This is a genomic window from Aeromonas sp. 603757, assembly GCF_049171255.1.
GTDB lineage: Bacteria > Pseudomonadota > Gammaproteobacteria > Enterobacterales > Aeromonadaceae > Aeromonas > Aeromonas veronii_A.
The window spans coordinates 1-18,769 of record NZ_JAAKOE010000031.1 but is presented as its reverse complement, the minus strand read 5'-3'; the positions used below and the strand labels follow the sequence as shown (position 1 = coordinate 18,769).

The following is an 18,769-nucleotide window of genomic DNA, read 5'->3' as shown; positions in this document are numbered from 1 at the left end:
AAGAGAAGATCCTGGAACTGGCTGGCCACCTGGACAGCTACATTCCGGAGCCGGAGCGTGCGATTGACCAGCCGTTCTTGATGCCGATCGAAGACGTATTCTCTATCGCTGGCCGTGGTACTGTAGTTACCGGTCGTGTAGAGCGCGGTATCGTTAAAGTTGGTGAAGAAGTGGAAATCGTTGGTATCAAAGATACCACCAAGACCACCTGTACCGGCGTTGAAATGTTCCGTAAGCTGCTGGACGAAGGTCGTGCAGGCGAGAACATCGGTGCACTGCTGCGTGGCGTGAAGCGTGAAGACGTAGAGCGTGGTCAGGTACTGGCCAAGCCGGGCACCATCAAGCCGCACACCAAGTTTGAATCTGAAGTGTACGTGCTGTCCAAAGAAGAAGGTGGTCGTCATACCCCGTTCTTCAAAGGCTACCGTCCGCAGTTCTACTTCCGTACTACCGACGTGACCGGTACCATCGAACTGCCGGAAGGCGTAGAGATGGTAATGCCGGGCGACAACATCAAGATGGTTGTTACCCTGATTGCACCGATCGCAATGGACGACGGCCTGCGTTTCGCTATCCGTGAAGGTGGCCGTACCGTAGGTGCTGGTGTTGTAGCTAAAGTTATCGCTTAATCTTTGGCTTACATAAATAAAGCAAAGCCCCTATAATAGGGGCTTTCTTATGCAGGGGCGTAGTTCGAATTGGTAGAACAGCGGTCTCCAAAACCGATGGTTGCGGGTTCGAGTCCTGCCGCCCCTGCCATATACCTCGTCTCGTACGGGGCTTTTGTGTCTTTGGTTACGTCAGATACAGGTGGGTTGTATGAGTGTTAGTTCTGAGAACCAGGGCGGAAGCAAGGATACCCTGCTTTGGGGCCTGGTTTTCATTATCCTGGTGGCCGCTGTAGTAGGTAATTATCTACTGAGCGATGTTATTGCTGCCGTCCGCGCCTTGGGTGTGGTCATTGTCATCGCTGCTGCCGGTGCAGTAGCCCTGCAAACCACCAAAGGGAAGGCAACACTGGCATTCGCCCGTGAGTCTCGCCTGGAAGTCCGCAAGGTCGTATGGCCAACCCGTCAGGAAGCCATTCAGACAACCCTGATTGTGCTGGCGGTGACCGCCGTGATGGGGCTGCTGCTGTTCGTTCTGGACGGCGCCTTGGTCTGGTTGGTCAACCTGATTACCGGTGTGTAAGGATAAGCCATGACTGAACAACGTGAACAGCGTATGAGATGGTATGTCGTGCAGGCGTTTTCCGGCTATGAAGGCCGTGTCGCCAAATCCCTGCGCGAGCATATCAAGATGCATGGCATGGAAGACATGTTCGGTGAAGTACTGGTCCCGACCGAAGAAGTGGTCGAGATGCGTGCAGGCCAGAAGCGCAAGAGTGAGCGCAAGTTTTTCCCGGGCTATGTCCTGGTTCAGATGATCATGGATGAAACCACATGGCACCTGGTGCGTAACGTACCGCGCGTCATGGGCTTCATCGGCGGTACTTCCGACCGTCCGGCACCGATCTCCGACAAAGAGGCCGATGCCATCCTGAACCGTCTGCAGGATGCCCACGACAAGCCGCGTCCGAAAACCCTGTTTGAACCGGGTGAAATGGTGCGGGTTGCCGATGGTCCGTTTGCCGACTTCAATGGAACCGTTGAAGAGGTGGACTACGAGAAGAGCCGCGTGAAGGTTTCTGTACTGATCTTCGGTCGTTCTACTCCCGTTGAGCTGGATTTCGGTCAGGTCGAAAAGGGCTGATTGATTTCTGTTCACTCAACAGTTGTCAGGGGCAGCGAATATCTCTATAATTCGCTGCCCCTTTATTAGTTGGGGAGCCGTTTGCAGGAGCATGTCTCCGAGGCGCTAGAACCCATTTTTGAGGTAATTTCCTAATGGCTAAGAAAGTCACAGCTTATATCAAGCTGCAGGTTGCTGCTGGTGCAGCCAACCCGTCTCCTCCCGTTGGTCCTGCACTGGGTCAACACGGTGTTAACATCATGGAATTCTGTAAGGCGTTCAACGCTCGTACAGAAAAGCTGGAAAAAGGTTCACCGACCCCGGTCGTGATCACCGTTTACAGCGACCGTTCCTTCACCTTCGAAACCAAGACTCCGCCTGCTTCCTTCCTGCTGAAGAAAGCTGCTGGCATCAAGTCTGGTTCTGCCAAGCCGAACAAAGACAAGGTTGGTAAGGTGACCGTAGCCCAGCTGCAAGAAATCGCCAAGACCAAAGAACCGGATATGACCGGTGCCGATCTGGATGCAAAAGTACGTTGCATCGCAGGCTCCGCTCGTTCCATGGGTCTGGTAGTGGAGGATTAAGACAATGGCTAAACTTTCCAAGCGTATGCGCGTTATTCGCGAAAAAGTTGACGGTACCAAAGAGTACTCCATCAACGAAGCCATTGCCCTGCTGAAAGAACTGGCTACCGCCAAGTTCGTTGAAAGCGTTGACGTTGCTGTCAACCTGGGTATCGACGCTCGTAAATCTGACCAGAACGTACGTGGTGCTACTGTACTGCCGCACGGTACCGGTCGTGATGTACGCGTTGCCGTATTTACCCAAGGTGCCAATGCCGAAGCAGCTAAAGCTGCCGGTGCTGACCTGGTAGGTATGGATGACCTGGCCGATCTGGTTAAGAAAGGCGAGATGAACTTCGACGTAGTTATCGCATCCCCGGATGCCATGCGCGTTGTTGGTCAACTGGGTCAAATCCTGGGCCCGCGCGGCCTGATGCCGAACCCGAAAGTTGGTACTGTAACTCCTAACGTTGCCGAAGCTGTCAAGAACGCCAAGGCTGGTCAGGTTCGTTACCGTAACGACAAGAATGGTATCATCCATACCACTCTGGGTAAGGTTTCTTTCAACGAAGTTCAGCTGAAAGAAAACTTGGAAGCTCTGCTGGTTGCCCTGAAAAAAGGCAAGCCCTCTTCCGCCAAAGGTCAATTCATCAAGAAAGTCAGCATCTCCACCACCATGGGTGCCGGTGTTGCCGTAGACCAAGCTTCTCTGGAAGCTCAGGCCTAATTGATGGGTTTTACAAGGCGCAAAATTTAATCTATAATTTTGCGCCTTGATTGGTTGGGGGTTTCGACCTCCGTCCAAGACCGCAGGAGGCTGTAAAGCCTTAATGTTTCCTGCGTAGACGGTGCCGGAAACCCAGCGAGAAAGATTCTTTCTCTTCTGGAATCCTGCTACCGCATCGTTCCCCTCTGTTGTAAAGGTAGGGGGGATGTGTCAGTACTGGGTCATTTGACCCGGATTCAATCCAGGAGTTAAGCCAATGGCATTGGGACTCGAAGACAAAAAGGCAATTGTTGCTGAAGTCAACGAAGCTGCCAAAGGCGCTCTTTCTGCAGTTGTTGCCGATTCTCGCGGTGTCACTGTAGACAAGATGACCGTCCTGCGTAAAACCGCTCGTGAAGCCGGTGTGTACATGCGCGTTGTGCGTAACACCCTGCTGCGTCGCGCGGTAGAAGGTACCGAATACGAGTGCCTGAACGACGCATTTACCGGTCCTACCTTGATTGCTTTCTCTAACGAACACCCGGGCGCTGCTGCTCGTCTGTTCAAAGAGTTTGCCAAAGCGAACCAAAAGTTCGAAATCAAGGCTGGCGCTTTTAACGGTGAGTTTATCGCCGCAGCACAAATTGATCGTCTGGCCACGCTGCCGACCTACGACGAAGCAATTGCGAAGTTGATGGCTACTATGAAAGAAGCCTCTGCTGGCAAGCTGGTTCGTACCATCGCTGCTGTGCGTGATCAGAAGCAAGCTGCTGCTTGATTCTCGCCTATTTAGGCTGTTTGAGTTTATTCAACATCAGGAATTTTTGTCATGTCTATCACTAAAGACCAAATCATCGAAGCCGTTGCTTCCATGTCCGTAATGGAAGTTGTTGAGCTGATCGAAGCTATGGAAGAGAAATTCGGTGTTTCTGCCGCTGTTGCTGTTGCTGCCGGTCCGGCCGCTGAAGCAGTAGAAGAGAAGACCGAGTTCGACGTAGTTCTGACTGCTGCCGGTGCCAACAAAGTTGCCGTCATCAAAGCCGTTCGTGGCGCTACCGGTCTGGGCCTGAAAGAAGCCAAAGATCTGGTAGAAGCTGCTCCGGCTAACCTGAAAGAAGCCGTCTCCAAAGACGAAGCTGAAGCTCTGAAGAAAGAGCTGGAAGCTGCCGGTGCTTCTGTTGAGATCAAATAATCTGCATTTATGTAGATTAGCCTGATAAAACAGGCTAGGGCTGGTGAATTTTTGTTCACCAGCCTTTTTGCGCTGTAGACTGAGAGCATTTCACACCGTTTACGACTCTCGGTGCACCAGCAATCCGGACTGTCTTCTTTCGTCCGGGCCAACACAAAACGGTGTTGAGACAGAGCTGTCCCGCGGGACAGAGTGGGTCACTTATCAGCGAGCTGAGGAACCCTATGGTTTACTCTTATACCGAAAAAAAACGCATTCGTAAGGACTTCGGTAAGCGAGACCAGGTACTGGACACGCCTTATCTGTTGTCCATTCAGCTGGACTCCTTCAAGCAGTTCATCGAGGCTGACCCGGAAGGTGAATATGGCCTAGAGGCCGCTTTCCGTAGCGTTTTCCCGATCACCAGTTACTCCGGTAGTGCTGAGCTTCAGTATGTCAGCTATCGCCTGGGTGAGCCGGTATTTGACGTAAAAGAATGCCAGATCCGTGGAGTGACCTACTCCGCGCCGCTGCGTGTCAAGCTTCGTATGGTTCTGTACGACCGTGAAGCAGCTGCCGGCACCGTCAAAGACATCAAGGAACAAGAAGTATACATGGGCGAAATTCCGCTCATGACCGAGAACGGCACCTTTGTTATCAATGGTACCGAGCGGGTTATCGTTTCCCAGCTGCACCGCAGCCCGGGCGTCTTCTTCGACCACGATAAAGGCAAAACACATTCATCCGGTAAGGTGCTGTATAACGCTCGCGTTATCCCCTACCGTGGCTCCTGGCTGGACTTCGAGTTCGATGCGAAAGACAACCTGTTTGTCCGTATCGACCGTCGTCGCAAACTGCCGGCATCCATTATTCTGCGCGCCCTGGACTTCACTTCCGAACAAATCCTGGCCACCTTCTTCGAAACCATCGGTTTCGAGGTCAAAGATGGCAAGTTGATGATGGATCTGGTGCCGGAGCGCCTGCGTGGCGAAACTGCGACCTTCGACATCGTGGCCAATGGTGCCGTGGTTGTTGAAACCGGTCGTCGTGTGACTGCCCGTCACATCCGTCAGTTGGAAAAAGACGCCGTTACCCAGATTGAGGTACCGGTTGAGTACGTTGTTGGCAAAGTTGCAGCCAAGGACTACGCACATCCGCAAACTGGCGAACTGGTAGTGGCAGCCAACCAGGCGCTGAGTCTGGAAGCGATTGCCAACCTGTCCCAGGCCGGCTTCAAGCATTTCGAGGTTCTGTTCACCAACGAACTGGATCACGGTGCCTACATGTCCGAGACCCTGCGCGTCGATTCCAGCACCAACCGTCTGGAAGCGCTGGTAGAAATCTACCGCATGATGCGTCCGGGCGAGCCGCCGACACGTGAAGCAGCAGAGCAGCTGTTCGAAAACCTGTTCTTCTCTGCCGAGCGTTACGACCTGTCTACCGTAGGTCGGATGAAGTTCAACCGCCGTCTGGGTCGTGAAGACGAGACTGGCGCTGGCGTACTGACCAAAGACGATATCGTCGATGTAATGAAGCGCCTGATCGACATCCGTAACGGTAACGACGAAGTGGACGATATCGACCACCTGGGTAACCGTCGTATCCGTTCTGTCGGTGAAATGGCTGAAAACCAGTTCCGCGTCGGTCTGGTGCGTGTCGAGCGTGCGGTCAAGGAGCGTCTCTCCCTGGGCGACCTGGACACCCTGATGCCGCAGGATCTGATCAACGCCAAGCCGATCTCCGCCGCAGTCAAAGAGTTCTTTGGTTCCAGCCAGCTGTCCCAGTTTATGGACCAGAACAACCCGCTCTCCGAAGTGACCCACAAGCGCCGTATCTCTGCGCTGGGCCCGGGCGGTTTGACTCGTGAGCGTGCCGGCTTTGAAGTCCGAGACGTACACCCGACCCACTACGGTCGTCTGTGCCCTATCGAGACTCCTGAAGGTCCGAACATCGGTCTGATCAACTCTCTGTCCGTGTACTCTCGTACCAACGAGTACGGTTTCCTCGAGACCCCGTACCGCAAGGTCATTGACGGTGTGATCACCGACGAAGTGGACTACCTGTCTGCTATTGAAGAAGGCAAGTACGTGATCGCACAGGCTAACGCCGCGACCACCGAAGATGGCCGTCTGAAAGATGAATTGATCCCGTGCCGTCACAAAGGTGAATCCACCTTTATGAACGCCGACCAGATCCAGTATATGGACGTGAGCCCGCAGCAGATCGTATCTGTGGCAGCGGCTCTGATCCCGTTCCTGGAACACGATGACGCGAACCGCGCATTGATGGGTTCAAACATGCAACGTCAGGCTGTACCGACTCTGCGTGCTGACAAGCCGCTGGTAGGTACCGGTATGGAACGCGCTGTGGCCGTTGACTCCGGTGTAACCGTAGTGGCCAAGCGTGGCGGCGTAATCGACTATGTCGATGCCTCCCGTATCGTCCTGAAGGTCAATGAAGATGAGCTGATGCCAGGCGAAGCCGGTATCGACATCTACAACCTGACCAAATACACCCGTTCCAACCAGAACACCTGTATCAACCAGCGTCCTTGCGTGATGTTGGGTGAGCCGGTCATGGCTGGCGACGTACTGGCTGACGGCCCGTCCACCGACCTGGGGGAACTGGCGCTGGGTCAGAACATGCGCGTCGCGTTCATGCCGTGGAACGGTTACAACTTCGAAGACTCGATCCTGGTGAACGAGCGTGTTGTTCAGGAAGATCGCCTGACCACCATCCATATCCAGGAACTGGCCTGTATCTCCCGTGACACCAAGCTGGGTCCGGAAGAGATCACTGCTGACATCCCGAACGTGGGTGAAGCCGCTCTGTCCAAGCTGGACGAGTCCGGTATCGTCTACGTGGGTGCCGAAGTGAAGGGCGGCGATATTCTGGTCGGTAAGGTAACCCCGAAAGGTGAAACCCAGCTGACGCCGGAAGAGAAGCTGCTGCGCGCCATCTTCGGTGAGAAGGCGTCCGATGTGAAGGACTCCTCCCTGCGTGTACCGAACGGTGTGTACGGTACCGTGGTTGACGTGCAAGTCTTTACCCGCGATGGCGTGGAAAAAGACAAGCGTGCCAAAGAAATCGAAGAGATGCAGCTGAAGGAAGCGAAGAAGGACTTGACCGAAGAGTTCAAGATCCTGGAAGACGGCATTTTCGGCCGCTCCCGCAACCTGCTGCTGGCCGCCGGTTACAGCGAAGATCGTCTGAACAAGCTCGATCGCTCCAAGTGGTTTGAACTGGCCATCGAAGACGAAGGCAAGCAGACCGAACTGGAACAGATCGCTGAACAGCACGTTGAGCTGAAAGCCGAGTTCGACAAGAAATTCGAGAACAAGCGTCGCAAGATTATCCAGGGTGATGATCTGGCGCCGGGCGTACTGAAAATCGTCAAGGTTTATCTGGCAGTCAAGCGTCGCATCCAGCCGGGTGACAAGATGGCGGGCCGTCACGGTAACAAGGGTGTTATCTCCAAGATCTGTCCGGTCGAGGATATGCCTCATGACGAGTTCGGCCGTCCGGTCGACATCGTACTGAACCCGTTGGGCGTACCATCCCGTATGAACATCGGTCAGATCCTCGAAGTGCACTTGGGCCTTGCGGCCAAGGGTATCGGCGAGAAGATCGATCGCATGGTCAAAGAGCAGCGCGAGCTGCACGAGATGCGCAACTTCCTGCAACAGGTCTATGACCTGGGCGAGAAGGACACCCAGCAAGTGAACATCGCCGAACTGTCTGACGACGACGTACGTACCCTGGTGGGTAACCTGCGTAAGGGTCTGCCGGTTGCTACTCCAGTGTTTGATGGTGCCAAAGAGCGCGAAATCAAAGCCCTGCTGAAGCTGGCCGATCTGCCGGAGTCCGGTCAGATTGATCTGTTCGATGGCCGTACCGGTAACCGCTTCGAGCGTAAAGTAACCGTTGGTTACATGTACATGCTCAAGCTGAACCACCTGGTCGACGACAAGATGCACGCGCGTTCTACCGGTTCTTACAGCCTGGTTACCCAGCAGCCGCTGGGTGGTAAGGCTCAGTTCGGTGGTCAGCGTTTCGGTGAGATGGAAGTGTGGGCCCTGGAGGCTTACGGTGCGGCATATACCCTGCAGGAGATGCTGACCGTCAAGTCTGACGATGTGAATGGCCGTACCAAGATGTACAAGAACATCGTGGATGGCGACCACCGTATGGAGCCGGGCATGCCCGAATCCTTCAACGTATTGCTGAAGGAAATCCGCTCTCTGGGTATCAACATCGAGCTGGACGAAGAGTAAGAGCTCGCTCTTATTGTTCGAGAATTGACGTGGGCGCCCCGCTGTTTTGGCAGCCGGGGCGCCGAGGTTAGACTCCTGACAGGGGAAACACGTGAAAGACTTACTCAAGTTTTTGAAGGCTCAGACCAAGACCGAAGAGTTTGACAGTATCAAGATCGGTCTGGCCTCTCCTGACATGATCCGCTCCTGGTCATTCGGTGAGGTCAAAAAGCCTGAGACCATCAACTACCGGACTTTCAAGCCGGAGCGTGATGGTCTGTTCTGCGCCCGTATCTTCGGACCGGTGAAGGACTACGAGTGTCTGTGCGGCAAGTACAAGCGCCTGAAACACCGTGGTGTGATCTGTGAGAAGTGCGGCGTTGAAGTGACCCAGACCAAGGTCCGTCGTGAGCGTATGGGCCACATCGAGCTGGCCAGCCCGACTGCCCACATCTGGTTCCTGAAGTCCCTGCCGTCCCGTATCGGTCTGCTTCTGGACATGACCCTGCGCGACATCGAACGCGTGCTCTACTTCGAATCTTTCGTAGTTATCGAGCCGGGCATGACCAACCTCGAACGCAGCCAGATGCTCTCCGAAGAGCAGTACCTGGATGCGCTGGAAGAGTGGGGCGACGAATTTGACGCCAAGATGGGTGCCGAAGCAATCCTAGCATTGCTGCGCGCCATCGATCTGGAAGGTGAAGTCAAAGCGATGCGTGAGGAGCTGGATCAAACCAACTCCGAGACCAAACGCAAGAAGACCACCAAGCGTCTGAAGCTGATGGAAGCTTTCCTGCAGTCCGGCAACAAGCCGGAGTGGATGATCATGACAGTGCTGCCTGTGCTGCCGCCGGACCTGCGTCCGCTGGTACCGCTGGACGGCGGCCGTTTCGCGACTTCCGATCTGAACGATCTGTACCGTCGCGTGATCAACCGTAACAACCGCTTGAAGCGTCTGCTGGATCTGGCTGCTCCGGACATCATCGTGCGCAACGAAAAGCGTATGCTGCAAGAGTCCGTCGATGCGCTGCTGGATAACGGCCGTCGCGGTCGTGCCATCACCGGTTCCAACAAGCGCCCGCTGAAATCCCTGGCCGACATGATCAAGGGTAAGCAGGGTCGTTTCCGTCAGAACCTGCTCGGTAAGCGTGTCGACTACTCCGGTCGTTCCGTTATCACCGTAGGCCCGACTCTGCGTCTGCATCAGTGCGGTCTGCCGAAGAAGATGGCGCTGGAACTGTTCAAGCCGTTCATCTATGGCAAGCTGGAAACCCGCGGTCTGGCGACCACTATCAAGGCCGCCAAGAAGATGGTGGAGCGCGAAGAAGCTGTCGTTTGGGATATCCTGGACGAAGTGATCCGCGAACATCCGGTTCTGCTGAACCGTGCACCGACTCTGCACCGTCTGGGTATCCAGGCATTCGAACCGACTCTGGTCGAAGGCAAGGCAATCCAGCTGCACCCGCTCGTTTGTGCTGCGTATAACGCGGACTTCGATGGTGACCAGATGGCGGTTCACGTACCGCTGACCTTGGAAGCCCAGCTGGAAGCGCGTGCGCTGATGATGTCTACCAACAACATCCTGTCGCCAGCCTCCGGTGAGCCGATCATCGTTCCTTCTCAGGACGTGGTCTTGGGTCTGTACTACATGACCCGCGCCCGCATCAATGCGAAGGGTGAAGGTATGGTGCTGTCCGGCCCGAAAGAGGCCGAGAAAGTGTACCGTGCTGGTCTGGCCGACCTGCATGCTCGCGTCAAGTGCCGCATCACCGAGTACGTGAAGAACGAAGCCGGTGAGCTGGTTGCCAAGACCGAGATGAAGAACACCACCGTTGGTCGTGCGATCCTGAGCCTGATCCTGCCGAAAGGTATGGAATACGCCCTGATCGACGAGCCGAAGGTGCTGACTGCTGCCGAGCAGGCCGATCTGGAAGCCAATCCGCAGAACTGGATCAAATGCGTATCCAACAAGGCGCTGGGCAAAAAGCTCATCTCCCGTCTGCTGAACACCTGCTATCGCAAGCAGGGGCTGAAGGACACCGTTATCTTCGCTGACCAGCTGATGTATACCGGTTTCCACTACGCGGCGCTGTCCGGTGCTTCCGTTGGTATCGATGACATGGTCATCCCGGATGCCAAGAAAGACATCATCGCGTCTGCCGAAGCCGAAGTTGCCGAGATCCAGGACCAGTTCCTGTCCGGTCTGGTAACTGCGGGCGAACGTTACAACAAGGTTATCGATATCTGGGCCAGCGCCAACGAGCGCGTCTCCAAGGCCATGATGGAGAACTTGTCCAAAGAGCGTAACGTCAACTCGCTGGGTGAAGAAGAAGAGCAGGCCTCGTTCAACAGCATCTTTATGATGGCTGACTCTGGTGCGCGTGGTTCCGCCGCTCAGATCCGTCAGCTGGCCGGTATGCGTGGCCTGATGGCCAAGCCGGATGGCTCCATCATCGAGACTCCGATCATCGCGAACTTCCGCGAAGGCCTGAACGTACTGCAGTACTTTATCTCTACCCACGGTGCTCGTAAGGGTCTGGCGGATACTGCACTGAAGACTGCGAACTCCGGTTACCTGACTCGTCGTCTGGTAGACGTGGCGCAAGACATGGTGATCACCGAGGACGATTGCGGCACTACCGACGGTCTGTGGATGACTCCGCTGATCGAGGGTGGCGACGTGGTCGAGCCGCTGCGTGAGCGCGTATTGGGTCGTGTGGTGGCAGAAGATGTCATCAAGCCGGGTACCGAGGACGAGATCCTGGTTGCTCGCAACACCCTGCTCGACGAGCAGCTGTGTGACCTGCTGGAGCGTAACTCCGTTGACCGTGTGAAGGTTCGTTCTGCCATCACCTGTGAAACTGACTTCGGTAACTGTGCTCACTGCTACGGCCGTGATCTGGCCCGTGGTCACCTGGTTAACAAGGGTGAGGCTGTCGGTGTTATCGCCGCCCAGTCCATCGGTGAACCGGGTACTCAGCTGACGATGCGTACTTTCCACATCGGTGGTGCTGCATCTCGTGCCGCTGCTGAAAGCAGCATCCAGGTCAAGAACACCGGTACCATCAAGCTGCAGAACGCCAAGTTCGTTCACAACAGCGATGACAAACTGGTTATCACCTCACGTTCTACCGAACTGACCATCATGGACGACATGGGCCGTACCAAGGAAAGCCACAAGCTGCCTTACGGTTCCGTGCTGGAAGTGAAGGACGGCCAGGCCGTGAGCGCTGGCGAGACCGTTGCCAACTGGGATCCGCACACCCACCCGATCATCACCGAAGTGGCTGGTCGCCTGCAGTTCGAACACATGATCGATGGCGTGACCATCACTCGTCAGACCGACGAGCTGACCGGTCTCTCTTCTATCGTTGTTCTGGACGTCAACGAGCGTCCGAGCGCCGGTAAAGAGATGCGTCCGACCGTTAAACTGGTCGACCTGAACGGCAAAGACGTGATGATCCCGGGTACCGATGTAGCCGCCCAGTACTTCCTGCCGGGCAAGGCGATCGTGAACCTGGAAGATGGTGCCAATGTGGGCGTGGGTGACGCGGTAGCGCGTATCCCGCAAGAGTCCGGCGGTACCAAGGACATCACCGGTGGTCTGCCGCGCGTTGCGGATCTGTTCGAAGCACGTCAACCGAAGGAACCGGCAATTCTGGCCGAGATCTCCGGTACCATCTCCTTCGGGAAAGAGACCAAGGGCAAACGCCGTCTGGTCATCACCCCGACCGATGGTGGCAACGTCTACGAAGAGATGATTCCGAAGTGGCGTAACCTGAACGTGTTCGAAGGTGAAAAAGTTGAGAAGGGTGAAGTGCTGGCGGACGGTCCTGAGTCTGCTCACGACATCCTGCGTCTGCGCGGTATCAGCCCGGTCGCCAACTACATCGCCAACGAAGTGCAGGACGTTTACCGTCTGCAAGGCGTTAAGATCAACGACAAGCACATCGAAGTCATCGTTCGTCAGATGCTGCGCAAGTGCGAGATCCTGAGCGCTGGCGATACCGATCTGATCGAAGGCGAACAGGTTGAAGTGGCTCGTGTGAAGATTGCCAACCGTAAGCTGGTTGCCGAGGGCAAGACCCCTGCGACCTACCGTCATGTACTGATGGGTATTACCAAGGCATCTCTGAGCACCGAGTCCTTCATCTCCGCGGCTTCCTTCCAGGAAACCACTCGCGTTCTGACCGAAGCCGCCGTAGGTGGCAAGCGTGATGAACTGCGTGGTCTGAAAGAGAACGTCATCGTGGGTCGTCTGATCCCGGCTGGTACCGGCTTTGCCTACCACCACAGCCGGATCAACCAGCGTGCTGCCGCAGCTCGTGCTGTTGGCACCCCGCAGGTGACCGCTGATGAAGCGGAGCAGAACCTGGCGGATCTGCTGAACGCAGCCGGTAGCTTCGACGAAGAGTAACTCGTCATCCGTGATTGAAAAGGGCTCCTTCAAGGAGCCCTTTTTGTTGGCCAATTCCTCGGCAAAGGTAGACGCAGCGCGGGTTTCAGGATGATCCAGAGCAAAGTTGTAGAGTAAAAAATCAAAAAAAGTTGACTTTGCTCCCCTGCAATTTAACACTCGGGAAAGTTGAATGGTTATTACAGGGGTAGAACATGACTGTCGGTATCGAGGAAGCCATGCTTCCCGAAGAACAGCTGATCAGCCGCACTTTTACAGATGAAGACAGGGAATTGTTGCGCTCATACGATGGGCTCATCGATGGTTTGGCCGAGCTGTTCGGCAAGCATTGTGAAGTGGTACTCCACTCCCTGGAAAATCTGCACGAGTCGGTGATCAAGATCGCCAACGGCTTCAATACCGGACGCACCCTCGGGGCGCCCATCACCGATCTCGCCCTGCGCATGCTCAAAGACATCGAGAGCACCGGCCAGGATTACACCCAGAGCTATTTCGCTCGCAGCCGTACCGGCGCGCTGATGAAGTCGAGCACCATCGCCATTCGCAACCGCGAGCGACAAGTGGTGGGGCTTATCTGCATCAACCTGCACATCAATGCGCCTTTCCACGAGTTCGTGGCCGAATTTTTCCCGACGCCCCAGCAGGCGGCGCGCCAGTCACCAGAGACCTTTGCCAACAGCGTGGAAGAGCTGGTTGCCCAGACGGTGGATAACACCATCGACGAGATCAATCGCGATCCCACCGTGGCCAACAATGCCAAGAATCGCTTCATCGTGACCCAGCTGTTCGAGAAGGGCATTTTTGACATCAAGGATTCGATCAATCTGGTGGCGGACAAACTCAATATTTCAAAACATACCGTTTATCTTTACATCCGACAGCGCAAGCAGGGTGAAGACGAGAACGAGTAACTCATTCCAGAAGGGGATAGATGAATGGCTAAAGAAGTGATTGCAACCGACAAGGCGCCTGCCGCGATTGGTCCGTATGTTCAGGCTACCAAGGTTGGCGAGATGATCTTCACCTCCGGGCAGATCCCGCTCGATCCTGCCACCATGGAAATCGTGGCTGGCGGCATTGAAGAGCAGGCCGAGCGGGTGATGAAGAATCTGATTGCCGTGTTGCACGCTGCGGGTGCCGATGCCAGCAAAGTGGTCAAAACCACCTGCTTCCTGAGCGACATGAACAACTTCGTTGCCTTCAATCAGGTCTATGCCCGTTACTTTGGCGATGCGGCGCCAGCTCGCTCCTGCGTAGAGGTGGCCCGTCTGCCGAAAGATGTGCTGGTCGAGGTCGAGGCGATTGCCCATCTCTGATCAACAGATCGAATCAAGCCCCTCCTGGCAGGGGCTTTTTTGTTTTTGGCGTAAAATGGACCGGGTCAGCACAGGAGTCCTGCTATGAGTCTGAGTTTTGCCATCCTGGTCACGGGGCCTGCCTATGGCACCCAGTCGGCCAGCACCGCCTATCGTTTTGCCCGCACCTTGTTGGCACAGGGGCATACCTTGTCCCACCTGTTCTTCTATCAGGACGGGGTCTGCAACGGCAACGGTTTGCATCTGCCTGCATCCGATGAGACTGACCTGGTGCGTCTATGGCGAGAGCTGGCGGAAGAGCAGGGGATCGGTATCGACGTCTGTGTCGCCGCCGCCATGCGGCGCGGTGTGCTCGATGAACAGGAAGCCAAGGGGGCAGGGCTGGAGCACTTCAATCTGCAAGCGCCATTTTGCCTGAGCGGTCTGGGCCAGTTGGCCGAGGCGGCGCTCACCACCGATCGGCTGGTTCAGTTCTAGGGGGAGTCATGAGCAAGAAAATCGCCTTTATCTGCAGTCGTGGTCCCCATGGCCATGCCGCCGGCCGGGAAGGACTGGATGCCTTGCTGGCCACCTCGGCCATGACCGATGAGCTGGCCCTCTTCCTGATTGGGGACGGTGTGTTGCAACTGCTCAAGGAACAGCAGCCTGCCGCCATTTTGCAGCGCCACTACGCGCCCACCTTCAAGATGCTGGAACTCTACGACATCGAAGAGGTCTATGTTTGTGCTGACTCGCTGGCAGAGCGTGGCGTGGCAGTGGATGATCTGCTGATCCCCGTCGAGAGTCTGCCGCGCCAGGAACTGGCTCGGCGCTGGGCACAATGTTCGACTCACATCAGCTTTTGAGGTCTCCATGTTGCATCTGATATTGAACTCTCCCTTTCAGAGTCAGGCTCTGGCAGAGGCGCTCTCATACCTTCAGCCCGAGGATGAGCTGGTACTGATGCAGGATGCCGTGATTGCGGCATCGGCTCCCCAGTGGAGCGCGCGGCTGGCGGGTATCCCGCTTTATGTGATGCAGGAAGATCTGCAAGCTCGCGGTTTGCAGCATCGGGTGGGTAATGTGCTCGATATGGCGGGTCTGGTGGCACTGATTGCGCAAAAAGGTTCCCCGCGCACCTGGGGTGGCTGAGAAGCACATTTCCAAGAAAATTCAAGGTGATATCGTGAAATCAAACGGATCCGAATTGCCCTTTTGTGGCGCAAATTGTATAAATCTTGACTCCCCAGACAACAGGGCATAAAATTTCGCGTCCCCGTATCTGCGGGGAGGATTTTCCACACGTTTATGAAGTCATTATCAGGAGCCTTTTGATGGCAACTATTAACCAGTTGGTTCGCAAGCCACGCATCAAGCTCGTTGTGAAAAGCAACGTGCCGGCGCTGGAAGCGTGCCCTCAGAAGCGTGGCGTATGCACTCGTGTATATACCACCACCCCGAAGAAGCCTAACTCTGCACTGCGTAAAGTGTGCCGTGTACGTCTGACCAACGGCTTCGAAGTCACCTCCTACATCGGCGGTGAAGGTCACAACCTGCAAGAGCACTCTGTTGTTCTGATCCGTGGCGGTCGTGTAAAAGACTTGCCAGGTGTTCGTTATCACACCGTTCGTGGTGCGTTGGACTGTGCCGGTGTTAAAGACCGTAAGCAGGCTCGCTCCAAGTATGGCGTGAAGCGTCCTAAAGCTTAATGGTTCTCCGTTAAGTAAGGCCAAACGTTAATTCGTTTCTAGTTAGATAGCTTTCTAGTTTTGGGTAATCCCTGAAGTTACGGAGAATTTGAAATGCCAAGACGTCGTGTTGTTGGTCAGCGTAAAATCCTGCCAGATCCCAAGTTCGGATCAGAGCTGCTGGCTAAATTTGTCAACGTAGTAATGGTTGACGGTAAGAAATCTGTTGCAGAAGCCATTGTTTATGGCGCCCTGGACATCATTGCCACCAAATCTGGCAAAGAGCACCTGGCCGTATTCGAAGAAGCTCTGGATAACATTCGTCCGGCGGTCGAGGTTAAATCTCGTCGCGTCGGTGGTGCAACCTATCAGGTGCCGGTAGAAGTTCGTCCGGTACGTCGCAATGCCCTGGCAATGCGCTGGTTGGTTGATGCCGCTCGTAAACGTGGTGAAAAATCAATGGCTCAGCGTCTGGCTGGCGAGCTGCTGGATGCCGCTGACAATAAGGGTTCGTCTGTCAAGAAACGTGAAGACGTTCACCGTATGGCTGAAGCGAACAAAGCCTTCGCTCACTTCCGCTGGTAATCCGCTTGCGCAGGGTCTTTTGACTCTGCGCACCTTTAATTATCTAGGGACAAGCGCCTTAGTAAGAGGATGACAATGGCTCGTACAACCCCCATTGAGCGTTATCGTAACATCGGTATCTCCGCTCACATTGACGCCGGTAAGACTACTACTACCGAGCGCGTACTGTTTTACACCGGTGTAAGTCACAAGATCGGTGAAGTTCACGATGGCGCTGCCACCATGGACTGGATGGAACAGGAACAAGAGCGTGGTATCACCATCACCTCCGCCGCGACCACCGCTTTCTGGTCCGGTATGGGTAAACAGTTCCAACCGCACCGTATCAACATCATCGATACCCCGGGCCACGTTGACTTTACTATCGAAGTAGAGCGTTCAATGCGTGTTCTGGACGGTGCCGTGATGGTGTACTGTGCCGTAGGTGGCGTACAGCCACAGTCTGAAACCGTATGGCGTCAGGCTAACAAGTACAAGGTTCCCCGTATCGCGTTCGTCAACAAGATGGACCGTACCGGCGCCAACTTCCTGCGCTGCGTTGAGCACATCAAGACCCGTCTGAAAGGTACTCCGGTTCCCCTTCAGCTGAACATCGGCTCTGAAGAGAACTTCAAGGGCGTTGTTGACCTGGTCAAGATGAAAGCCATCAACTGGAATGAAGCTGATCAGGGCGTATCCTTCGATTACGAAGACGTCCCGGCCGAGTTGCTGGAACAGGCGCAAGAAATGCGCATGAATCTGGTTGAAGCCGCTGCTGAAGCGTCTGAAGACCTGATGGAAAAATACCTGGGCGGCGAAGAGCTGACCGAGGAAGAGATCAAAGGTGCTCTGCGTCAGCGCGTGCTGAACAACGAAATCATCCTGGTAACCTGTGGCTCCGCGTTCAAGAACAAGGGCGTACAGGCAATGCTGGATGCCGTGATCGAGTACCTGCCGGCTCCGACCGACGTTGCTGCTATCGACGGCCTGAAAATGGACGGCGAGACCAAAGACGAGCGTCACGCTTCTGATGACGAGCCGTTCTCTGCTCTGGCGTTCAAGATCGCTACCGACCCGTTCGTTGGTAACCTGACCTTCTTCCGTGTCTACTCTGGCGTGATCAACTCCGGTGACACCGTGCTGAACTCCGTCAAGGACAAGCGCGAGCGTTTTGGCCGTATCGTTCAGATGCATGCCAACAAGCGTGAAGAGATCAAAGAAGTACGCGCTGGTGACATCGCTGCTGCTATCGGTCTGAAAGACGTGACCACTGGTGACACCCTGTGTGACCCGAACGCACCGATTATCCTCGAGCGTATGGAATTCCCGGAGCCGGTAATTTCTATCGCGGTTGAGCCGAAAACCAAGGCTGACCAGGAGAAGATGGGTCTGGCTCTGGGCCGTCTGGCTCAGGAAGATCCGTCCTTCCGCGTATGGACTGACGAAGAGTCAGGTCAAACCATCATCGCTGGTATGGGTGAGCTGCACCTGGACATCATCGTTGACCGTATGCGTCGCGAGTTCAAGGTTGAAGCCAACGTAGGTAAGCCGCAGGTTGCCTACCGTGAAACCATCCGTACCACCGTTAAAGACATCGAAGGCAAGCATGCCAAGCAGTCTGGTGGTCGCGGTCAGTACGGTCATGTTGTTATCGACATGTACCCGCTGGAAGAAGGCAAAGCCTACGAATTCGTCAACGACATCAAAGGTGGTGTCATTCCTGGTGAATTCATCCCGGGTGTTGATAAAGGTATCCGTGAGCAGCTCAAATCTGGTCCGCTGGCTGGTTACCCGGTTATGGATCTGGGTGTGCGTCTGCACTTCGGTTCTTACCACGATGTCGACTCTTCCGAACTGGCGTTCAAAATCGCTGCTTCCATGGCCTTTAAGGCTGGCTTCATGAAAGCCAACCCGGTTCTGCTCGAACCGATCATGAAAGTAGAAGTTGAAACTCCGGAAGATTACATGGGCGACGTTATCGGTGACCTGAACCGTCGTCGTGGCCTGATCGAAGGTATGGAAGATGGCCCGTCCGGCAAGATCGTGCGTGCTCTGGTGCCGCTGGCCGAAATGTTCGGTTATGCAACTGCACTGCGTTCCGCTACCCAGGGTCGCGCTTCCTACGCCATGGAATTCGCCAAGTATCACGATGCACCGACCAACGTTGCACAAGCCGTGATCGAAGAGCGCAAATCCAAGTAATTTAAGATTCCCCGCCTACGACGGTAGGCGGGTTTAACCTAGAAGGACTACGTCGTGTCTAAAGAAAAATTTGAGCGTAATAAACCGCACGTAAACGTCGGCACCATCGGCCACGTTGACCACGGTAAAACCACCCTGACTGCAGCTATCACCAACGTGCTGGCCAAGCACTTCGGTGG

At 55.1% G+C, this 18,769-nt stretch carries 18 protein-coding genes and 1 tRNA gene; all 19 read left to right on the top strand.

Going from position 1 to position 18,769, the window contains the following annotated elements; translation table 11 throughout:
* Positions 1 to 629: EF-Tu/IF-2/RF-3 family GTPase (locus G5332_RS20035; protein ID WP_421173227.1), on the top strand; the 629-nt coding region annotated here is incomplete at its 5' end.
* A gap of 53 nt (positions 630 to 682) precedes the next feature.
* Positions 683 to 759, top strand: a tRNA-Trp gene (locus G5332_RS20030).
* Positions 760 to 819: 60 nt separating this feature from the next.
* Positions 820 to 1,191, top strand: coding sequence for a preprotein translocase subunit SecE (gene secE, locus G5332_RS20025; protein ID WP_005341843.1), 372 nt, complete (start codon positions 820 to 822; stop codon positions 1,189 to 1,191).
* A 33-nt stretch (positions 1,192 to 1,224) separates the two neighbouring features.
* A complete protein-coding gene (gene nusG / locus G5332_RS20020) occupies positions 1,225 to 1,752 on the top strand; it encodes a transcription termination/antitermination protein NusG (protein WP_019840195.1) in 528 nt (175 codons plus the stop codon).
* A gap of 134 nt (positions 1,753 to 1,886) precedes the next feature.
* Positions 1,887 to 2,315: a 50S ribosomal protein L11 gene (gene rplK / locus G5332_RS20015; protein WP_026456244.1), complete on the top strand. Its 429-nt coding sequence runs from the start codon at positions 1,887 to 1,889 to the stop codon at positions 2,313 to 2,315.
* Positions 2,316 to 2,319: 4 nt separating this feature from the next.
* The gene (rplA, locus tag G5332_RS20010) at positions 2,320 to 3,021 is read left to right on the top strand and encodes a 50S ribosomal protein L1 (RefSeq protein WP_005339888.1); all 702 of its coding nucleotides are present in this window, start codon (positions 2,320 to 2,322) and stop codon (positions 3,019 to 3,021) included.
* A gap of 256 nt (positions 3,022 to 3,277) precedes the next feature.
* The gene (gene rplJ / locus G5332_RS20005; protein ID WP_216952230.1) at positions 3,278 to 3,778 is read left to right on the top strand and encodes a 50S ribosomal protein L10; all 501 of its coding nucleotides are present in this window, start codon (positions 3,278 to 3,280) and stop codon (positions 3,776 to 3,778) included.
* A 51-nt stretch (positions 3,779 to 3,829) separates the two neighbouring features.
* On the top strand, positions 3,830 to 4,192 hold the full coding sequence (gene rplL / locus G5332_RS20000; protein ID WP_005341840.1) for a 50S ribosomal protein L7/L12: 363 nt from the start codon (positions 3,830 to 3,832) through the stop codon (positions 4,190 to 4,192).
* Positions 4,193 to 4,416: 224 nt separating this feature from the next.
* Positions 4,417 to 8,445 (top strand): DNA-directed RNA polymerase subunit beta, encoded by a 4,029-nt coding sequence (gene rpoB, locus G5332_RS19995; protein WP_421173225.1) that lies wholly within the window; start codon positions 4,417 to 4,419, stop codon positions 8,443 to 8,445.
* 91 nt (positions 8,446 to 8,536) lie between these two features.
* Positions 8,537 to 12,841, top strand: a complete 4,305-nt coding sequence (rpoC, locus tag G5332_RS19990) for a DNA-directed RNA polymerase subunit beta' (RefSeq protein ID WP_100647045.1) — start codon at positions 8,537 to 8,539, stop codon at positions 12,839 to 12,841.
* 194 nt (positions 12,842 to 13,035) lie between these two features.
* The gene (locus G5332_RS19985; RefSeq protein ID WP_064338927.1) at positions 13,036 to 13,752 is read left to right on the top strand and encodes a helix-turn-helix transcriptional regulator; all 717 of its coding nucleotides are present in this window, start codon (positions 13,036 to 13,038) and stop codon (positions 13,750 to 13,752) included.
* Between the two features lie 24 nt (positions 13,753 to 13,776).
* The gene (locus tag G5332_RS19980) at positions 13,777 to 14,157 is read left to right on the top strand and encodes a RidA family protein (protein WP_227341805.1); all 381 of its coding nucleotides are present in this window, start codon (positions 13,777 to 13,779) and stop codon (positions 14,155 to 14,157) included.
* Positions 14,158 to 14,241: 84 nt separating this feature from the next.
* Positions 14,242 to 14,634, top strand: a complete 393-nt coding sequence (tusD, locus tag G5332_RS19975) for a sulfurtransferase complex subunit TusD (RefSeq protein ID WP_227341806.1) — start codon at positions 14,242 to 14,244, stop codon at positions 14,632 to 14,634.
* An 8-nt stretch (positions 14,635 to 14,642) separates the two neighbouring features.
* Entirely contained in the window at positions 14,643 to 15,002 is a 360-nt protein-coding gene (tusC, locus tag G5332_RS19970; protein WP_421259626.1) for a sulfurtransferase complex subunit TusC, read from the top strand.
* Positions 15,003 to 15,009: 7 nt separating this feature from the next.
* Positions 15,010 to 15,288: a sulfurtransferase complex subunit TusB gene (gene tusB, locus G5332_RS19965; protein ID WP_005339909.1), complete on the top strand. Its 279-nt coding sequence runs from the start codon at positions 15,010 to 15,012 to the stop codon at positions 15,286 to 15,288.
* A gap of 182 nt (positions 15,289 to 15,470) precedes the next feature.
* Positions 15,471 to 15,845: a 30S ribosomal protein S12 gene (gene rpsL, locus G5332_RS19960; RefSeq protein WP_005306278.1), complete on the top strand. Its 375-nt coding sequence runs from the start codon at positions 15,471 to 15,473 to the stop codon at positions 15,843 to 15,845.
* A 93-nt stretch (positions 15,846 to 15,938) separates the two neighbouring features.
* The gene (gene rpsG, locus G5332_RS19955) at positions 15,939 to 16,409 is read left to right on the top strand and encodes a 30S ribosomal protein S7 (RefSeq protein ID WP_005339911.1); all 471 of its coding nucleotides are present in this window, start codon (positions 15,939 to 15,941) and stop codon (positions 16,407 to 16,409) included.
* Positions 16,410 to 16,484: 75 nt separating this feature from the next.
* Positions 16,485 to 18,590, top strand: a complete 2,106-nt coding sequence (gene fusA, locus G5332_RS19950) for an elongation factor G (RefSeq protein WP_021229318.1) — start codon at positions 16,485 to 16,487, stop codon at positions 18,588 to 18,590.
* Between the two features lie 54 nt (positions 18,591 to 18,644).
* The coding region (locus G5332_RS19945) for a GTP-binding protein (protein ID WP_234887766.1) at positions 18,645 to 18,769 on the top strand (125 nt) is incomplete at its 3' end.